Origin of the sequence: Holdemania sp. 1001095H_141210_F2, assembly GCF_015558105.1 — a bacterium.
GTDB lineage: Bacteria > Bacillota_I > Bacilli_A > Erysipelotrichales > Erysipelotrichaceae > Holdemania.
Genome location: NZ_JADNPO010000002.1, coordinates 228,557 through 245,881, shown reverse-complemented (window position 1 = coordinate 245,881; position 17,325 = coordinate 228,557). Strand labels below are relative to the sequence as shown.

The following is a 17,325-nucleotide window of genomic DNA, read 5'->3' as shown; positions in this document are numbered from 1 at the left end:
CGCGGCGAGAATAGCTATGCCTGCCATAGTGAACGTAGCTCGTTGCCAGGTTCTCCGGTTCCCTTTCTCAGGGAGCCTTTTTTTTGTTTCTCGCTGGATTGATCCGGAAGGGGGGAGGAAGCGGTTTGTTTCGTTGAGGAAATCCGGAAGCGCTGGAATGGATTTCCATGCATATTGAATCAAGGATTCATAAAATAAGGGGAAACGGTTCTGTGTTAAAACGGTTTTCATCTTTTTTATTGCTTTTCAGATTTGCAATCAGAGTTCCAATCAAAAAGGAAAAATAAAATAATTGTCGATTTAAATACAGGTATGGTTTTCTTTCTCCCGTGCTTTAAATCTGTGCTATAATATTTTCCAAGTGACACTGAAGAAAGGATGTGAACAAATGAAGCTTGAATTCATAACGGAAACACCGCAGGAAACCAAAGCTCTCGGTGAGAAAATGGGAAGTTTATCCAAGCCCAATATGGTGTGGACGATGAGCGGGGATTTAGGCGCCGGCAAGACGACGCTGACCCAGGGGATTGCCCGGGGACTAGGAATCACCCGCACTGTCAGCAGTCCTACTTTTACGATATTGAAGATTTATCAAGGCCGTTTGCCATTGTATCATTTTGACGCCTATCGTCTGGAAGGGACGCATCAGGAACTGGGTTTTGAGGAAATGATCGACGGCGAGGGCCTGACGGTTATCGAATGGCCTGAATATATGGAAGACCTGGATCAAACGGAACCGCTGCGGATTACGCTGCGTCGCTTAGGCGAGAATCGCCGCCAGATCGTTTTGGAAACCGAAAGTGAAAAGTATGTCGAATTGATGGAGGCATTAAAATGATTACTTTATGTATGGATACCAGCAGTAAGTTTCTGGTGCTGGCTTTGATTGAGAATGATCAGCTCATCGGCAAACGCTGCCTGTCTTCCTGGAAGCGACAGTCGGAAATGATCTTTCCGCAGTTAACCGCATTGCTTGAGGAATGTCATTTGACGCCGAAGGCGATCAACGAAGTCGTAGTGACAAAAGGACCGGGCAGCTACACCGGCGTGCGGATCGCGATGACGATCGCCAAGGTGTTATGCTCTACGGCGCATTTACCACTGTATGCGCTGCCGACGTTGGAACTGATTGGGGCTGGAAAAGAGAAAGCTGGCGTACTGCTGGACGCCCGCAGCCAGCGTGCTTATTTTGGATTTATTGAAAAGGGAAAACTGATCGGTAAAGAAGACGTGCTGCCGCTCAGCGAGATTCAGGCGCGGATTGAAGAAGCCGGCGATTTAGAACTGGTCGGTGATTGTTCCCTGTTGGGGTTGGAAGATTGTTATCCCGATCTGGCAGAAGCTTTCCTCCTTGCGCGGCCGCAATGGCAGAAGGTTGAGAACGTTCATCTGTTAGTGCCGGAGTACCTGAAATCGGCCGATGACTATCTGGTAAAAAAAGCATGATCCGGGAAATGACGCTGGACGATTTAGAAATTGTCTGCGAAATGGAGCTGCGGTTGTTTAGTTCGCCCTGGCCGCGGGAAAGCTATGAATATGAGTTAAAGGAAAACCCATACTCTCATTTATTTGTGGCTGAAAACGAAGCAGGAACGATTGTCGGCTATGCCGGCATCTGGACGACGTTCGATCAGGCGCAGATCACGACAATCGGCGTGGATCTTCCTTACCGCCGTCAGCATTGGGCTTCGCGGCTGATGGATCACATGATCAACTGCGCCGCAGAGAATGGCTGCGAAATGATTTCGCTGGAGGTTCGCGTCAGCAACGCCCCAGCTTTGACCTGTTACAAAAAATATGGTTTTGAAATTATCAATATCCGGAAAGGTTATTATCAGGATAATCATGAAGATGCGTATTTGATGATGAAACCAATAGGAGGGAATTTATGAAACGGAATTTAATCCTGGCGATTGAGTCCAGCTGTGATGAAACAGCCGCCGCGGTGGTGGAGGATGGCTGTAAAATCTGTTCCAACATCGTTTCTTCACAGATTAACGTCCATAAAAAATACGGCGGCGTTGTGCCGGAGGTCGCTTCGCGGATCCATGTTGAAAATATTTCCGTTGTGATCGAAGAAGCGCTGGTTCAGGCTGAAGTAACAATGGATGATATTTTGGCGATCGCGGTAACGCAGGGACCCGGCCTGGTCGGCTCGCTGCACGTCGGCGTCCAGGCTGCGAAAACCCTGGCCTGGTATTACGATAAGCCACTGATCCCGCTGCATCACATCATCGGGCACATCTATGCCAACCGCTTTGTCGACGAACTGCGGTTCCCGATGATTGCACTGGTGGTGTCCGGCGGTCATACCGAGCTGGTCTGGATGAAGGATGAATGGTCATTTGAAATCCTCGGCACAACGCAGGACGACGCGATCGGCGAGGCTTATGACAAGGTTTCCCGGGTGATGGGAACCGGATATCCGGGCGGCCCGGTCATTGATAAAATGGCGAAACAGGGACATCCGCATTACACCTTGCCGAAGCCAAAGACGGAAAAACCGCTTGATTTCTCCTTCAGCGGTCTAAAATCAGCGGTCCTGCAGCTGATCGACCGGGAAAGTAAAAAAGGTGAGGAGCTGAACAAGGAAGACCTTTCCTACGCTTTCCAGGAAGCGGCGCTGGACACGCTGCTGAAAAAGACGATGCAGGCGGTCAGGGAATTTAAACCGAAGCAGGTTGTGCTGGCAGGCGGCGTGGCGGCCAATTCGCGCCTGCGTGAGAAAATCTCGGAGATGATTCAGGAAACGCCGGAGGTTCATCTGACGATTCCGCCGTTATGGTGCTGCACGGACAATGCCGCGATGATTGGCGCTGCGGGATGGACGGCGTATACGCACGGTTTAAACGGCTCGTTGGACATCGCCGCGAACCCGTCGATGGAAATTGAAACAAGTTCAATTCATTAAATCATTCACAATTTAAAACAAGTGTGCTAGAATAATGCAGAAGGGGTTGATAGTATGCCAACAAAGTCAGTCCCTAAGGCTACACTGCAGCGTTATCCAATCTATCTGAAAGCTTTACGCAAACTCAAAAATTCCGGCGTAACCCGGATCATGTCCAAGGAGCTTTCGGAATATGTGGCTATTGAGTCCACGACGATCCGCCGGGATTTCTCATTCCTGGGATCGCTGGGGAAGCAAGGTTATGGCTATGACGTTGACCGCCTGATTGAAATATTCAACGAGCAGTTGGGCATGGGATTCGATGAGAAGATTATTCTTGTCGGAGCAGGCAACCTTGGGAAAGCTTTAATGAATTACAATCGCTGGAACCATGTTGTCGGCGAGATTGTATGTGCCTTTGACATCCGTCCGGAGTCTGTCGGGAAGACGCCGATTCCGGTTTACCACGTTGATGAAATGAAGGATAAGATTCCAGAAGGTTGTCGAATCGCGATCCTGTGCGTTTCGTCGAATGTTCAGGACGCAGCCGATCGTTTGATCGAATGCGGCATTACCGGGATTGTTGATTTCTCGCATGAGCATTTCCAGGTTCCCAAGGGAGTTCTGGTCAAGCCGATCGACGTTGTATCCACGATCCAGGAACTGGTTTTTGAAACCAACAATATGAAAAAGTAGAAGGCAGCGAAAAGAGAACGATCCTATTACTGAAGCACAGCGAGCCGGGCAGGGTGAAAGCCGGAGTTCAGTCAGGGAATGCGGAACACTCTGGGAGCCGGATCGGAGAACTGACAGTAGACGATCCCGTCGGCGGCGTTAACGCACCCTGAGGCCCGATGATTTTGCGATCATCCGGGTAAATGAGGATGGCACCACGTTGTTGAACGTTCCTTGATCAGGAACGTTTTTTTATTCATAAACAAACAAAAGGAGAAAAGTATGCTTACATTCATGACCGTCAGAGAACTTTACGAGATGGCCTGTTCCGGCAGCACCATGGAAACCGATCAGATCGAGTATGCCCAGCTGCAGGGATGGGTCAGAACCAACCGCAACAACGGCTCCATCGGGTTTATCGAGCTGAACGACGGAACGTATTTCCGCAACGCCCAGCTGGTTTATTCTTCCGATCTGGCCAACTTTCAGGACGTGTCCAAATATCTGACCGGCACGGCGCTGACCGTCACGGGAAAAGTCGTGCTGACGCCGCAGGCAAAGCAGCCGTTTGAGCTGCAGGTCACAGAAGTGATTTTGGAAGGCGCCTGCGACAACACCTATCCGCTGCAGAAGAAACGGCATTCGTTTGAGTATCTGCGCGAGATCGGACATCTGCGTCCGCGCAGCAACACCTTTAACGCGGTTTTCCGCGTTCGCTCGGTCCTGGCGATGGCGATCCATGAATTTTTCCAGGATCAGGGTTTTGTTTATGTCAACGCCCCGATCATCACCGGCAACGACGCAGAAGGCGCCGGCGAGGTCTTTACCGTCACTACCCGTGATGATGGCAACTACGAAGAGGACTTCTTCGGCAAGAAAGCAAACCTTACAGTTTCCGGTCAGCTGCAGGCGGAAGCGTTTGCGATGGCTTTCCGTGATGTTTACACCTTTGGTCCGACCTTCCGTGCGGAAAACTCCAACACAACGACCCATGCTTCTGAATTCTGGATGGTCGAACCGGAAATTGCGTTTGCAGATCTTGAAGATGATATGGATCTGATTGAAGATATGATCAAATACTGCATTCAGTACGTCATGGACAACTGTCAGGAAGAAATGAAATTCTTCAACCAGTTTATTGACAACACGTTATTGGAAAGGCTGAATCATGTGCTGAACAGCGAATTCGTCCGGATGCCATACACCGAAGCGATCGATCATCTGTTGAAAGCCAGGAAAAAGTTTGAAAACCCGGTTTCCTGGGGAATGGATCTCAACACGGAGCATGAGCGCTATCTGTGCGAAGAAGTTGTAAAAGGTCCGGTCTTCCTGATCGATTATCCGAAGGATATCAAAGCGTTCTATATGCGGATGAACGATGACGGGAAAACTGTGGCAGCCTGCGATTTGCTGGTGCCGGCAGTCGGTGAACTGGTCGGCGGTTCTCAGCGTGAAGAACGGCTGGAAGTGCTGCAGAGCCGAATGAAGGAAATGGGTGTTCATGAAGACGGACTGCAGTGGTATCTGGATCTGCGCCGCTATGGCGGCTGCCAGCATGCGGGCTTTGGTCTGGGCTTTGAACGATTCATCATGTATGTTACCGGAATGCAGAATATCCGCGATGTGATCCCGTTTGCCCGTACCCCGAAGAACTTATTGTTCTGATTGAGTTTTCCTTCAATCAACTTTTCGGCAATTCAATTTAATCTTACTGAAGATGAACTGACAAATGAAAAAGAGTTAAACGTCGTTTGGATATTTAACTCTTTTTCATTTTAATATTTCCAAAGTTAACGATGAAGAACGGCTTGCTTCATTTGAACATTTTGATTCGCTTTTTCATGGATTTGCCTATGAAAATCTTCCGGTGTATGAATTGCATCTAAGCTTTGAATAAGGTCAAAAAGTGTTTCTCCGTCAAGTTCTTCGATTTGTTTTTCTTCCTGCTCGGTCAACTCTATCCGCTGTTTCAGCACAAGCTTAACCAACATTTTCTGACCTTCTATTTTTCCTTCCTCTTTGCCTATTGATTTCCCTTTAGCGATGCCTTTTTCATAAACCACCTGTTCATCCCGTTCGTCAAACCTGGCCCGCATCCGGGCCAGCGCCAAATTGGTGTCTCTTAAAAAATCCATTTTCTTCTCTTCCATCATTTGAATGATTTCCTCCTTTTCTGATAATTCCTGAATCCACTTCTGTTTTTCTGCAACGTGACTGAACCGAACCGTGTAGTGTATTTTCTCCGACAGCCTCCATTCTTCCACCGGCTTCTTTTCCAGCGCTTCCAGCTTGTCCATTTCCACCCAAAGAATCCGACATCGCCCGTCCGGTAAAGGAACTGCCTTTTCTTCTTTCGTATAACGATAATCATGCAGATAACCGTCATTCTTTTGGATTTGCGGGACATGGTTGGTAAGCATGACCTGAACGACCGGATTAAACTCATACAGATCACCAACACAGAGCTGATCGGCAACAATGCGGGACAGATATCCCTGCGAACGCATTGCCAATGAATCACTCATCTGATAGTTCTGCATCTCAAGATTGATTACCAGGAGGGTTCCTCGTTCATCTTCAGCTTTAATCAGTAAATCAAATCGAATCCCTTTCTCGCCGCGATGATTTTTTACAGGCTCGGTATTCATCATCGAAGTTCGGACTAACCGGCAGAGAAAGAGATCGGAGAAATAAGCGATCCGGATCTTTCTGGATATTTCATCCTCAGAGCCAAAGGTGTGGCGGAAGACGTCGTTTTCTCGGAAATCAATGGTGGCCAGAAGCTGACGGATTTGAGTGGAATCCAGACAGAGCGTCAGCGGTTGCAGGGGATCGTTGTTATGAAGTTTCTTCGTATTTTCCATCGCAATAAAAACCTCCTCTACTTTAATATTGCGGAAAATCAGAAAAAGCCTCATAAAAAACAGAACTTTGTAAAAATACTTTATTGAGTTTGTCTTTCAAATTAATGTTAACTCTTTTGAATTGCCATTTCAAGGGTAAACTGAAAGTTAAATGCCAAATTAGAAATAATTGGGGAAGGCATGACAAATATCCAAAAAAAGATGCATGGAGCCTGAATGGCTGTATATTTATGGCATAGCCTTTGAGAATCAGACCCTTTCGTTGCGTACAAACTAAAAAAACTTGAGGTTGATCTTCAATTCTCTTATAATAGAGCGTAGGATGTGATGACATGAAAAAATACGTATTAAAAACAGATGAAAACGGCAACGAGATCACCGTTGCCGATGTCCATAAGGTGCTTTTGGAAATGCTCAAAATGATTGACGGCATTTGCCAGAAATACAACATACCTTATTTCCTCAACGGCGGCAGCGCCTTAGGCGCGGTTCGCCATCAGGGCTTTATTCCATGGGATGACGATGCGGATATCGCCATGCTTTATGAAGACTACAAGCGCTTTATCGTCGCTTTGAAGCAGGATCTTCCGGAAGGCTATACCTTTCAATGCTTTGATACGGATAAACGCTATAATCCGTTAATTCCGGGGATGAAGATCCGGAAAAAAGGAACGTATCTGAAAGAAGTCAATACGTTGTTAGCCAACCGCTGTACTGAATGCGACGGAATTTTCATCGACGTTTTTGTTTATGATTACTGCGCCGCAAGCAAAACCATGGATTTGCCGCTTCGGATGTTGAATCAGCTGATTATGCCGTTTATCATTCTCTTTGACAACCTGGGCATGAATCCGTTGTTCCTCAAGCGCTGGTTCGTTTCCAACGCCCGGATGTATGGGAAACTTAATGAAGGAAGCAAGAAGATCGGCTTTGATCTGACATGGACGTTTAAGAGTCCATTGAAACCATTTATCTTTGATTATGACGATATCTATCCTGTTCAGTATGTTCCGTTCGAGGATACGCAGCTGCCGATTGCGCATCATCCGCACGAATACCTGTGCACAGCGATTGCACCAAGCTACATGACGCTGCCGCCGGAAGAAGAACAGAAACCGAAACATATCGTTGACATCCGGTTATAAGGAGTTTTGGAAACCATGACAGTGGAACCAAGCTATGTCCCGCGCGGCTCCAAACTGCGCTGGAAATCTTTCCTGTTCATCTTTATCGCCTGCTGCATACTCGCGTATGGAGGGCAATGGTTGTTGAATCAACGCCAGAAAAAACAAGTCGATACGTATGGCGTCTGCGGTTTGAGTAATCAGAAAACCCGGCAGCTGTTTGAAAATCAGATTGTTGATGAAGCGCAGCTGTTGTCGTTGGGCGATTATCTTTACTATGGAGAAACGCTCAATCTTTATCATGAGACCTATAACCGCAGCGGTCAGGATCTTTTTGCCGGCAAGACAGTCATTCTGCGCAATGTATGCAGCGGTTTGGATTTTGTTTATATGATGGAAAAAAACGCCGACGGTCAGATTCCTCTGGAAGATCTGGACGAAGGCTTTTATCAGGTTTTCATCATGCAGGATCTGAAAGAAAAACAGCTTGTCAGTGATAAAAAACTGCGCGATACCTTCTACACAGTGACGCGGGAGAACACGAATAAAAAGATCGAGCTGATTGCCGATCAGAATCTTTTCGACAACCCGGAAGAAGAACCGTTTTTACAAAAAAACTACGTGTTTATCCAGGTGAGCACCCAACCGCAGCCGGAAGACTGGATCGATGTGATGATCGATCCCGGCGCGATGCATCAGGATAATGGATATACCGACAAAGGCGTACACGGCAACGGTTTGTTAGCGTATGAAGAAAATTACAAAATTGCCGTCAAACTGAAGGATCAGCTTGAAAAACTGGGCTTGAAAGTCGAACTGACTCGGGATCTGGATGAAATCGTCAACAGCTACGGCGAGGATGGCCGGCTGGACCGCGCCTATTCCCAACATGCGCGGTATTACATCAATATCGAAATGAAAAGCGCGACAAACGTCAACTTGCGGGGAACAGATATCGTTTATTCTTCCTTTTCTTCTAACCGGATGGCTTCCACCGTGCTCAAATCTATCGTCGAAAATACATCCCTGACGTATGCCCGGGAAGCGACGGGTTCGGCCAGCGGGACGAGCATCGGCGAAGATGGAACCGCGTATGACGGTCAGAAAATCATCCGTGAATCGGGTGGACGAATCCTGGGCGCCGGGACCTTTTCTGAAGCTTCCCGTCAGAATCAGACGTTTGCGGCGGAGAATCGTTATGGCATGCAGGCATTAACGATTCAGTATTTGTTTTTAAGCAACAGTGAGGATGTTGCAGCGTGGCAAAATGAGCTTGACAGGATTGCAGAAGCAACGGCTGCCGGATTAGCGAAAGCGATGCGGATTCCCAGCGGCAGTTAAACCTTACGGGCGCAAAGTTTCAGTTAAAATCAAGAATGAAAAAATTCGGTAACCTGCCAGTTCAAACGGCAGGTTCCTGTTGTTAATCAAGGAAGGAGAGTGACATCCATGCTCTATCAAATCAGCCGCGGGAGTAAATCTTTCGGCACGGAAACCGTGTTTGAGGATATTCAGTTTGAGATCCGGGGCACTGAGAAAATTGCGGTCGTCGGCCGCAACGGATGTGGAAAATCGACGCTTTTAAAAATTATGACCGGCGAGCTGGAGCTGGACAAAGGTGAAATTCACAGTACCTCCGGCACGCGGATCGGTTATCTGGCCCAGACGACCTTTCCAGACGAAACCTTAACCGTCCGGGAAGACCTTGAAAAAGTCTTTGAACCCTTGCAGAAATTGAAAGCTCAGCTTGATAAGCTGACAGAACGCATGGCAACGGATTACAGTGAAGCGGTGCTGGATCGTTATGCTCAGCTGGAGACACAGTTTGAGATGGCAGGCGGTTATACGTGGCAGTCGGAGTTAATGACGGTGTTTACGAAGTTTGGCTTTCAGGAAGAAATGCTGGATAGAACGATCAATACCTTTTCCGGCGGTCAGAAAACACGTCTTGCATTTGTTAAATTACTTTTAAGCAAACCGGATATACTGCTTCTGGACGAACCGACCAACCATCTGGATTTGGAAACGATCGAATGGCTGGAAGGGTATCTGAAGCGATACAGCCGGGCTGTCGTGCTGGTTTCCCATGACCGGATGTTTCTCGATCACATTGCGGAAGAAGTTTATGAGCTGGAATATGGTTCGATGAAGCATTACACCGGCAACTACACGAGCTTTCAGAATCAGAAGCAGCAGGATTTAATCCGTCAGCAGCAGATGTATAATCGTCAGCAGAAGGAAATTGAGCGGTTGGAAGGCTTGATCGAGCGTTTCCGCTACAAGGCGACAAAAGCGGCGATGGCGCAATCGAAGATCAAGGCGCTGGAGCGGATGGAAAAGATCGACGCCCCTCAGAAAAGTGATACCCGGAGTTTCTCAGCGCATTTTGTTCCGCGGTTAAAAGGTGGAAAAACAGTGCTGGAGATCAAGGATCTCAAGGTCGGTTACGATCATCCGTTATGCGAGATTTCCCTGGAAATTTTATCAGGGCAGCGAATTGCGGTGCTGGGGCCTAACGGCTGCGGCAAGAGTACGTTGATGAAGACGCTGGTCGGTGATCTGCCGGCGTTGGGCGGGGATTATCTGTATGGTCATCAGATTGAAACCGGTTATTTTGATCAGCAGCTGGCGCAGTTTTCCTCCGGGAAGACAGTGCTGGAAGAATTGTGGGACGATTATCCGGAACTGGACCGGACTCAGATCCGGACGGTGTTGGGACGTTTCCTGTTTACCAGCGACGACGTGTTCAAAACGGTCGACGTGCTTTCCGGGGGCGAAAAGGTTCGGCTGTCTCTGGCGAAATTGATGCTGCGTCAGGCGAATTTCCTGCTTTTGGACGAACCGACCAACCATTTGGATATTGTAGGCAAGGAAGCACTGGAAGAAGCGCTGAACGGATATACCGGAACGATTCTGTTCGTTTCGCATGATCGTTATTTTATCAAGAAGATAGCTACGGCGATCCTGCATATCGACATGCAGGGGAATGCTGTCTATTATCCGTTTGGTTATGAACAATTCGATGACGATCAGCAGCAGAAGGAAAAGGAACAGGCGCCAAAGAAAGACGCTGAAGTTCAGCGTCAGACTCCGAAGCGCAATCCGAATGCCCGCGAAGCGGCCAAGCTGGAAAAGCAGATCGCGGAAAAGGAAGAACAGCTGGAAGCAATGCGTGAAAAGCGGTTTGATCCGGAATACTACCATGATTATCAGAAAATGAATGAACTGGATGAACAGATCGACGATCTGCACAATGAGATTGAGCATTTAATGCAGCGCTGGGAAGAATGTTTGGAGGGATAGAAATCCGGTCTTGTCCAAACCCTGTCAAAACGCTATAATAAACATGAGGAAAAAAAGGAGAACACAACATGTCTGAAGTAAAATTAAATCATTTAACAACAGAACGCCGTAACGAGAATACGATGAACCTCGATACGCTTTCCACCCGCGAATTATTGGAAATCATGAACGAAGAGGACCACAAGGTTCCTGACGCGGTTCGTGAAGCAATCCCGGAAATTGAAAAAGCCGTCCAGGCGATTATTAAAGCGCTGCGCAGCGGCGGCCGTCTGATTTATATGGGCGCTGGGACATCCGGACGGTTAGGCGTCATTGATTCCGCCGAATGCATGCCGACCTTTGGTACGACCTATGAAGTCGTCGGCTTACTGGCAGGCGGTCCAGGTGCATTCTTAACTGCGGTCGAAGGCGCTGAGGATGATGCAGAATTAGGCAAGCAGGATCTGGTCGATCAGAAGCTGACTGAAAAAGACGTTGTCTGCGGCATCGCGGCCAGCGGCAGAACTCCGTATGTTATCGGTGGTTTAGATTATGCGCGTTCCATTGGGGCGACAGCGGTTTCCGTCGCTTGCAACAAGAACAGTGAAGTTGGCAAGCATGCGGATGTTGCGATTGAAGTCGATGCCGGTCCGGAAGTTTTAACAGGTTCAACACGTCTGAAATCCGGCACTTGCCAGAAATTAATCCTGAATATGTTGTCAACAGCTTCCATGGTTGGCTATGGCAAGGTTTACGGTAACCTGATGGTTGACGTCAAAGCGACAAACTTGAAGTTGATCGAACGTTCCAAGCGCATCATCATGATGGCAACGGACTGCGATTATGAAACAGCGGCAAAGATGTATGAAGTATCCGGCAATTACCCGAAGGTAGCAATCGTCATGATTCTGACAGGCTGCACAAAGGAAGAAGCGGAAGAACGTCTGAATAAGAACGAAGGCTTTGTTCGTCAGGCAATTAAATAAGGTAGAAAAAACTGCAGCGCCTGGGATTTATTGACTATCCCTTAGTGCTGCAGTTTTTTTATTTTCGATGCTTGTGGTTCCAAGAGTGATATTCTGCCAGCAGCAGCGCTGACAAGGTTTTCAGATCATAATCGTCGTTGATCAACAAAGATTTCAGAGAATCACTGCTGGAATTAAATGGATATTTCATGCGCAGAGCCATGAGCGGCAGCGGATCAGCAGGATCTTTTCTCAGCTTTTCCTTAAGCTTCCGTAAATCATTTTCCATTTGCACTCTTAATTCTTCATCGTTGATCATATTGCATACCTCTTTTATTTAACTCATTTAATTTCTTAAGATATTTAACTTGCTTGACGATGGAGCGGGTTTCGTAATACTGAATCAGTTGTTCGTAAATGAAGATCATGCCTTCTGAACTACCTTCACGGTTTAAATACTTCTCACAGGCTTTAAGTTTAATTTCTATTTCTTTTTCATGGTTTGATTTTCTTTGGAGGTTAATGATTTCCAGCATATCTTTTATAAACTTATTCTTAGGATATTGTTTACTATATTCTAAGAATTCATCTAGTTTATCATATTGATCAGTCTGCAATAATGTCCAAGCTATTCCATAAAAGATTTCAGGGATATTCTGCCATCCGGGTCTTAACTGTTTATAGATATTCTCAGCTTTATTATATTGTGTGGCATTTACATAATTATTCCCAGCATTACACAGAATCATATTTATAGTTTGATCAGATAATTGTTTAGAATAAGTTTTTAATAATTTGTCATAGATTTTTCCTGCTTCTTCAGGGTGGTTTTCATGCGAATAAATAATAGCTTCATGCATCATTGTATAAGCTATCCTCTGAAAATTGCCTTCTTCTTTGAAGAGTGTGTCAGCCTTTTTATTGTAATTATGAGCGAGAGTTAGATGTCCTATTTGTATTAAACAAATAGCTGCATGATAGTATAACAGATCAGTATAATATTTGACGGTGTATGGTAAATTTAATAGAGTTTGAAAAAAATCCATTGCTTGATCTAATTTTAATTTGTTTTTTTCAGCTATGCCTTGATATAGGATAAATTGATAATTTTGTACAGAGTTTAAACAGTCTTGATATGTTTTTATAAATTTTATTCTTTTGAGTTCTTTACCATTGTTAAAAGTAATATTATATATAAATAAAGTAAGATTGTAATCTAAAAACAAAAGCGAGTTGTTTAATATATCATTTTGTTTTTCTAATTTTGTATATAATACTGAAGCTTCTTCGTATTGGAAAAAGTATAATTTTTCTTTAATCAGATTCATTAGCGTGCTTTGTTCTGCTAACCAATCCGTGGTTAAAGAAGGTAATTCCAATTTGTTTGAGATCGTTCTATATAATTCTTCTGTAATAGGACGGAGACCTCTTTCCATCTCGCTAAACGAAGAATTAGCCATGGGTAATGACTTTGCAAAGGCTTCTTGCTTCCAATTTAATTCAATTCGTCTTTTCCTAATTAAAGCTGCTTTTAGTTTACTTTCATCAGTATTCATTGTATCCATAGCCTTCTTTCGTAAAAAAGAGTCAAATCATCTGAATTTTTATAGTTATTTATATGTCATCTATGCCTTTTTTTCAAAAGGACTTTCGTTGTGGATTGGCTCTATGAATTTTATAATTATTACAGACAAACGTTTGTCCTGAAGAAAGGACAGAAAAGATGAAAAAGATTTTAGTTAGTCTGATGCTGATTCTGCCGTTAATGGCCGCTGTTCCAACAGCCTCGCCTGTTTTGGCAAATTATGGATTCAGCGTTTATGGTCCCAATTAAATAACTAAACTAAGGGCCCTTAGTTTTTAATTCATCTTAATCTGTTATTAGATCCTATCTATTCTGCATATTAGTTTTCATATTAATCTGTATATCGCTAAATATCACTTCCAATAACCCAATTTTCCATATTATACCAAAAATGTTCATTTTAATAAACGGTCAAAATAGTCGATTGCTAGTCTTATATGTTAAATTTTCGACCGCTATAATAAAATCAACGAAAGCGGGAGAGATCAGCTATGAGTGAAAATGAACAATTTTTTGATCTAAATTATGCTGTCTATCTGCGCATTCAGGAAATTATGGTAATCTTGGATATCAAGAGTATCAGTAAGCTGGCAGAAATGTCCGGTGTTAATAAATCAACGATCAGTACACTGAAAACAAAAAAGGATAAAACGGTGACCTTGCAGACAATTCGATTGATCTGCAAAGCCGTTGGGATGACACTTGCTGAATTTTTCGATTCACCGCTGTTTCCAAATGACAAAGAGAAACTCTTGATCGAGGGATAATTCCTTCGATTTTTTCATATATTGAAAGTGAAAGAGGGATGGAAAAATGGATGAAATGATGGAACTCATGCATCAATTACTGCTTGGCAATGGTATTTTAATCGCAGGCTGCGTTTATGTGTGCGCAGAATTGCTAAAATCATTTTTACCGCGGATGAACAGCACCTGGATTCCTTTGATCGGCGCGATCATGGGCGTGGTGCTGGGATTGGTAATCCCTGATTTTTCAGTAGGCCAGGGTATGCTGGTAAAAGCGATCAGCGGCCTGTGTCTGGGATGGGCGGCAACGGGCGCTTTCGAATCCATGAAATGTATTAAAAACCGTCAACATAGTTAAGCAGAATGAACATTCATCAGGCGGAGAACTGAAACGGTTCTCTTTTTTTGTTTGCCGGAACTTTCTTTGCTGGAATAAGACGCTTCGAAACTATAAAATTCATGAAAACACAGAGCAGTGAAATTGTTGAAATATCAGAGTGAGGTGGAGAAAAAGGAGTATAAATTTCACAATGAATGTGCGGAAGCCGGCGCAGACAGAGCTGGTAAACTATGGTACAATAATACGGAAGAAGCGTAGTTTGCGTTTTCGTATACGAATTGAAGGAGACTAGAACATGAGTGAAAACCAGCCGGAAAAGGCTTTATTTCAACTGATCGCCGAAGCATTGACGCCGGAGGGCACATTGCCGAAGGATTTCTCGCTGCCAAAGGAAAAAGTACAGAATAAGCTGATCTTCGCCGACGGAGCGATGGATGGCATTAAGTTATACCATACTCAACCCAAAGAGATAGATCTCGAACCGGTCTGCCAGGCGCTGCTGCTTATCAGCCAGGGGCAGGAAGAAGCCGGGAAAACACAGCTGACGGCCGCGTTGGCGCAGCACAGCGTGATTGAAGTGATCGACGCTCTGCACAAATGGATTTATGAACATCATCAGCAGCTGGATCCGGGGAAGCTCTCCGGTTTCGCGATCCGCTGCATCATGACGTCGGCGGATCCGGAGCTGATCAAGCTGGGGCTGGCAATCATGGAACTGTTGAATACCGATAAGCAGGAAGCGCTGAAAAAAGTGATCCGCGCATTGGCGCTGTGCAACGAATTTACGCTGTACTGTCTGTTTATCATGCGCAGCTGGACCGGCGGCAACGATGAAATTTTTGATCTGATGCAGAAGGTTCATGGCTGGGGCCGGATTCACTGTGTGAATCAGATCGATCCAGCAAACCGCCTGATCAAAAAATGGCTGCTGGATCATGGCTGCGAGAATAACGTGGCTCCGGCATATTCGGCCCTGACCGTAGCGAAGAAGTGCGATTTGATTGATCAGCTCCGCCGTGATGATTTATCACCGGAGGACTGGGCGGGAATCACGTTGATCATAGACGGTTTAATGGCGGAAGGCCCGGTTGCGGGGATCTCGGAAATCGAGGACCGCGAAGGGGTGTTCACCGCTTATCTGAAGCAGGCGGAACATTTCCCGATGACGTTAGCGACCGTTCAGAATCTGATCGCGATCGCTCAGTATATCGACGGCGAACTGGTCAAACTGCCGGAGGTCAAGAAGCAGTGTCTGGAACTGTTGAAATCATCGGAATGCTACGTCACCGTCAGTGCGGCGATGGAACAGGGCAAAGGATTTGAAGAAGCGTTGAAGCTGAGCATCCCGTATGAAGAAAAGGCGATGACCTGGCTGAAGCAGAATCCGGTGGAGCATTGCATGGCGGCGCGGTTATTAATGGCTTCGGAAAAGGACTGCGACGAGATTCTTGCGCTGTATGCCGACTGCCTGCCGTTAGAGACGATGGCCAGCGGTCCTGCGGATGTGCTGGGACTGGGGAAGGATTATCAGAATTTCCATGCGTTGGCGGCGATATTGCAGTCGCTGCGGCTATATCCGGGCAAAGGTGCGGAGTTTATCCGCTGCGCTCTGTTGTGTCCGGTCATCAGCTGCCGGACCTATGCGCTGGATACGCTGGAAAGCTGGGTAAAATTGGCGCAGACTTCGTTAAAGGGAATCGCGCCGCAGCTGCTTGTCGTACTTGATCAGGCTGAGGAACTGGAAGTGAAGGATGAGCTGAAATCCCGGATTCAGGCGTTGAAGCGTGCGGCTTAAGCAAGTTTTTCAAACGGGAAAACTCAACCAGAGAACAATAAAAGACAAAAGGGATTCCAAGCGCACAGACTGGATCCCTTTTTCATAAATGAAAAAATCCAGAGGGAGAAGCGTCGGGCGGCGTTTCTTTTCTGGATTTCATTGATTTTTGTGCTGATGGGGTTAAGATCGAAAGGCAGGGGCAGCTCCGTCAGTTCAGGGACAGCTGATTGCCGTGACGATTGAATTTAAGCCTTCTGATCTGCCAGATCGGCTTTGATCAGTTCGCGCAGCGCTTCAATCGCCGCGCGGATCGGGGCTTCGGTATCGTGATGCTGGATATTTTCCAGTCCTGCCTTTTCCCGCTGCTGATTGGCAACCGTCAGGAAGACCGAGCCGACGCGGCAGCGCAGATAGCCGCCGACGATAAACAGCGCCGCTGACTCCATTTCGCTGGCCAGACAACCCATTCTTAACCAGGCGTCCCATTTGCGCAGCAGTTCTTCATGATTTGGCAATTCTTCCGGTTTGTGCTGGCCATAGAAGGCGTCTTTGCACTGCACCACGCCGACATGATAGGGCATATTCAGTTTGGCAGCACTGTGCGCCAGCGCATTGACAACCTGAAAATCAGCGACTGCCGGATATTCAATCGGCGCGTATTCCTTGCTTGTACCTTCAAAGCGGATGGCCCCAGTGGCAATGACGAGATCGCCGCCTTTGACATCCAGATCCATTCCGCCGCAGGTGCCGACCCGGATGAACGTATCCGCGCCGCAGACATGCAGCTCCTCCATCGCAATCGAAGCCGAAGCGCCGCCGATTCCGGTTGAAGTCACGCTGACCTTCACGCCGTCCAGCTTGCCGGTATACGTGACAAATTCGCGGGAATCCGCGACCAGTACCGGATTGTCAAAGTGCGCCGCAATCTTGGCGCAGCGCTTCGGATCGCCCGGCAGTAAAACGTAGCGGCCGACCTCGCCTTTCCCAACGCCGATGTGATATTGTTTCCCTGAACCTTCTGTATAATCAATCATGCTTGTTCCTCCTTTGTTAAGGGCTTTCATTACTTATAATGTA

19 protein-coding genes are annotated in these 17,325 nt (G+C 46.5%); 14 read left to right on the top strand and 5 right to left on the bottom strand.

The genetic code is table 11. The annotated features are described in order from the left end of the window. Positions 1-231, bottom strand: a 231-nt coding sequence (locus tag I2G61_RS16330) for a hypothetical protein (RefSeq protein WP_229100645.1), incomplete at its 3' end; no start/stop codon positions are given. A 157-nt stretch (positions 232-388) separates the two neighbouring features. On the opposite strand from I2G61_RS16330, the gene tsaE reads away from it, so the two are divergent. The 6 genes from tsaE (at position 389) to asnS (ending at position 5,230) form a co-directional block, all read left to right on the top strand. Then, positions 389-838 carry a tRNA (adenosine(37)-N6)-threonylcarbamoyltransferase complex ATPase subunit type 1 TsaE gene (gene tsaE, locus I2G61_RS02530; RefSeq protein WP_072683634.1) on the top strand — a complete coding sequence of 150 codons (450 nt, stop codon included), beginning with the start codon at positions 389-391 and terminating at the stop codon, positions 836-838. Next, a complete protein-coding gene (gene tsaB, locus I2G61_RS02525; protein ID WP_072683633.1) occupies positions 835-1,446 on the top strand; it encodes a tRNA (adenosine(37)-N6)-threonylcarbamoyltransferase complex dimerization subunit type 1 TsaB in 612 nt (203 codons plus the stop codon). Before tsaE ends, tsaB begins: the two co-directional genes overlap by 4 nt. Beyond that, complete coding sequence (gene rimI, locus I2G61_RS02520; protein WP_072683632.1) at positions 1,443-1,892, top strand: ribosomal protein S18-alanine N-acetyltransferase; 450 nt, start codon at positions 1,443-1,445, stop codon at positions 1,890-1,892. The genes tsaB and rimI overlap by 4 nt, the downstream gene beginning before the upstream one ends. Beyond that, on the top strand, positions 1,889-2,911 hold the full coding sequence (gene tsaD / locus I2G61_RS02515; protein WP_072683631.1) for a tRNA (adenosine(37)-N6)-threonylcarbamoyltransferase complex transferase subunit TsaD: 1,023 nt from the start codon (positions 1,889-1,891) through the stop codon (positions 2,909-2,911). Before rimI ends, tsaD begins: the two co-directional genes overlap by 4 nt. Before the next feature lie 54 nt (positions 2,912-2,965). Then, positions 2,966-3,586, top strand: coding sequence for a redox-sensing transcriptional repressor Rex (locus I2G61_RS02510; protein WP_006060166.1), 621 nt, complete (start codon positions 2,966-2,968; stop codon positions 3,584-3,586). Between the two features lie 261 nt (positions 3,587-3,847). After that, positions 3,848-5,230 carry an asparagine--tRNA ligase gene (gene asnS, locus I2G61_RS02505; RefSeq protein ID WP_072683630.1) on the top strand — a complete coding sequence of 461 codons (1,383 nt, stop codon included), beginning with the start codon at positions 3,848-3,850 and terminating at the stop codon, positions 5,228-5,230. Positions 5,231-5,355: 125 nt separating this feature from the next. Here asnS and I2G61_RS02500 read toward each other — a convergent pair whose 3' ends face one another. Continuing rightward, complete coding sequence (locus I2G61_RS02500; protein ID WP_139248560.1) at positions 5,356-6,216, bottom strand: hypothetical protein; 861 nt, start codon at positions 6,214-6,216, stop codon at positions 5,356-5,358. A gap of 87 nt (positions 6,217-6,303) precedes the next feature. Between I2G61_RS02500 and I2G61_RS02495 the strand changes: the two genes are divergently transcribed. The 5 genes from I2G61_RS02495 to murQ all read left to right on the top strand — a co-directional run bounded on the left by I2G61_RS02495 (position 6,304) and on the right by murQ (position 11,821). Beyond that, a complete protein-coding gene (locus tag I2G61_RS02495; protein ID WP_139248559.1) occupies positions 6,304-6,516 on the top strand; it encodes a hypothetical protein in 213 nt (70 codons plus the stop codon). A gap of 245 nt (positions 6,517-6,761) precedes the next feature. After that, positions 6,762-7,574: a phosphorylcholine transferase LicD gene (locus I2G61_RS02490; protein ID WP_072683628.1), complete on the top strand. Its 813-nt coding sequence runs from the start codon at positions 6,762-6,764 to the stop codon at positions 7,572-7,574. Positions 7,575-7,589: 15 nt separating this feature from the next. Continuing rightward, complete coding sequence (locus I2G61_RS02485) at positions 7,590-8,894, top strand: N-acetylmuramoyl-L-alanine amidase (protein WP_072683627.1); 1,305 nt, start codon at positions 7,590-7,592, stop codon at positions 8,892-8,894. Between the two features lie 108 nt (positions 8,895-9,002). Next, positions 9,003-10,856: a ribosomal protection-like ABC-F family protein gene (gene abc-f / locus I2G61_RS02480; RefSeq protein ID WP_072683626.1), complete on the top strand. Its 1,854-nt coding sequence runs from the start codon at positions 9,003-9,005 to the stop codon at positions 10,854-10,856. 68 nt (positions 10,857-10,924) lie between these two features. After that, positions 10,925-11,821, top strand: coding sequence for an N-acetylmuramic acid 6-phosphate etherase (murQ, locus tag I2G61_RS02475; RefSeq protein ID WP_195547864.1), 897 nt, complete (start codon positions 10,925-10,927; stop codon positions 11,819-11,821). A 58-nt stretch (positions 11,822-11,879) separates the two neighbouring features. On the opposite strand, the gene I2G61_RS02470 is transcribed toward murQ, so the two are convergent. Both I2G61_RS02470 and I2G61_RS02465 read right to left on the bottom strand, forming a co-directional pair. Further along, positions 11,880-12,119 carry a hypothetical protein gene (locus tag I2G61_RS02470; RefSeq protein WP_072683624.1) on the bottom strand — a complete coding sequence of 80 codons (240 nt, stop codon included), beginning with the start codon at positions 12,117-12,119 and terminating at the stop codon, positions 11,880-11,882. Further along, positions 12,106-13,356, bottom strand: a complete 1,251-nt coding sequence (locus I2G61_RS02465) for a helix-turn-helix transcriptional regulator (protein ID WP_072683623.1) — start codon at positions 13,354-13,356, stop codon at positions 12,106-12,108. Before I2G61_RS02465 ends, I2G61_RS02470 begins: the two co-directional genes overlap by 14 nt. A gap of 520 nt (positions 13,357-13,876) precedes the next feature. Between I2G61_RS02465 and I2G61_RS02460 the strand changes: the two genes are divergently transcribed. From I2G61_RS02460 to I2G61_RS02450, 3 genes are all read left to right on the top strand, one after another. Then, positions 13,877-14,152, top strand: coding sequence for a helix-turn-helix transcriptional regulator (locus tag I2G61_RS02460; protein ID WP_072683622.1), 276 nt, complete (start codon positions 13,877-13,879; stop codon positions 14,150-14,152). A gap of 46 nt (positions 14,153-14,198) precedes the next feature. After that, positions 14,199-14,489 (top strand): hypothetical protein, encoded by a 291-nt coding sequence (locus I2G61_RS02455; protein ID WP_072683621.1) that lies wholly within the window; start codon positions 14,199-14,201, stop codon positions 14,487-14,489. Positions 14,490-14,766: 277 nt separating this feature from the next. Further along, complete coding sequence (locus I2G61_RS02450) at positions 14,767-16,266, top strand: hypothetical protein (RefSeq protein ID WP_195547863.1); 1,500 nt, start codon at positions 14,767-14,769, stop codon at positions 16,264-16,266. A gap of 227 nt (positions 16,267-16,493) precedes the next feature. Here I2G61_RS02450 and udp read toward each other — a convergent pair whose 3' ends face one another. Next, positions 16,494-17,282: a uridine phosphorylase gene (gene udp, locus I2G61_RS02445; protein ID WP_229100644.1), complete on the bottom strand. Its 789-nt coding sequence runs from the start codon at positions 17,280-17,282 to the stop codon at positions 16,494-16,496. Positions 17,283-17,325: the final 43 nt, after the last annotated feature.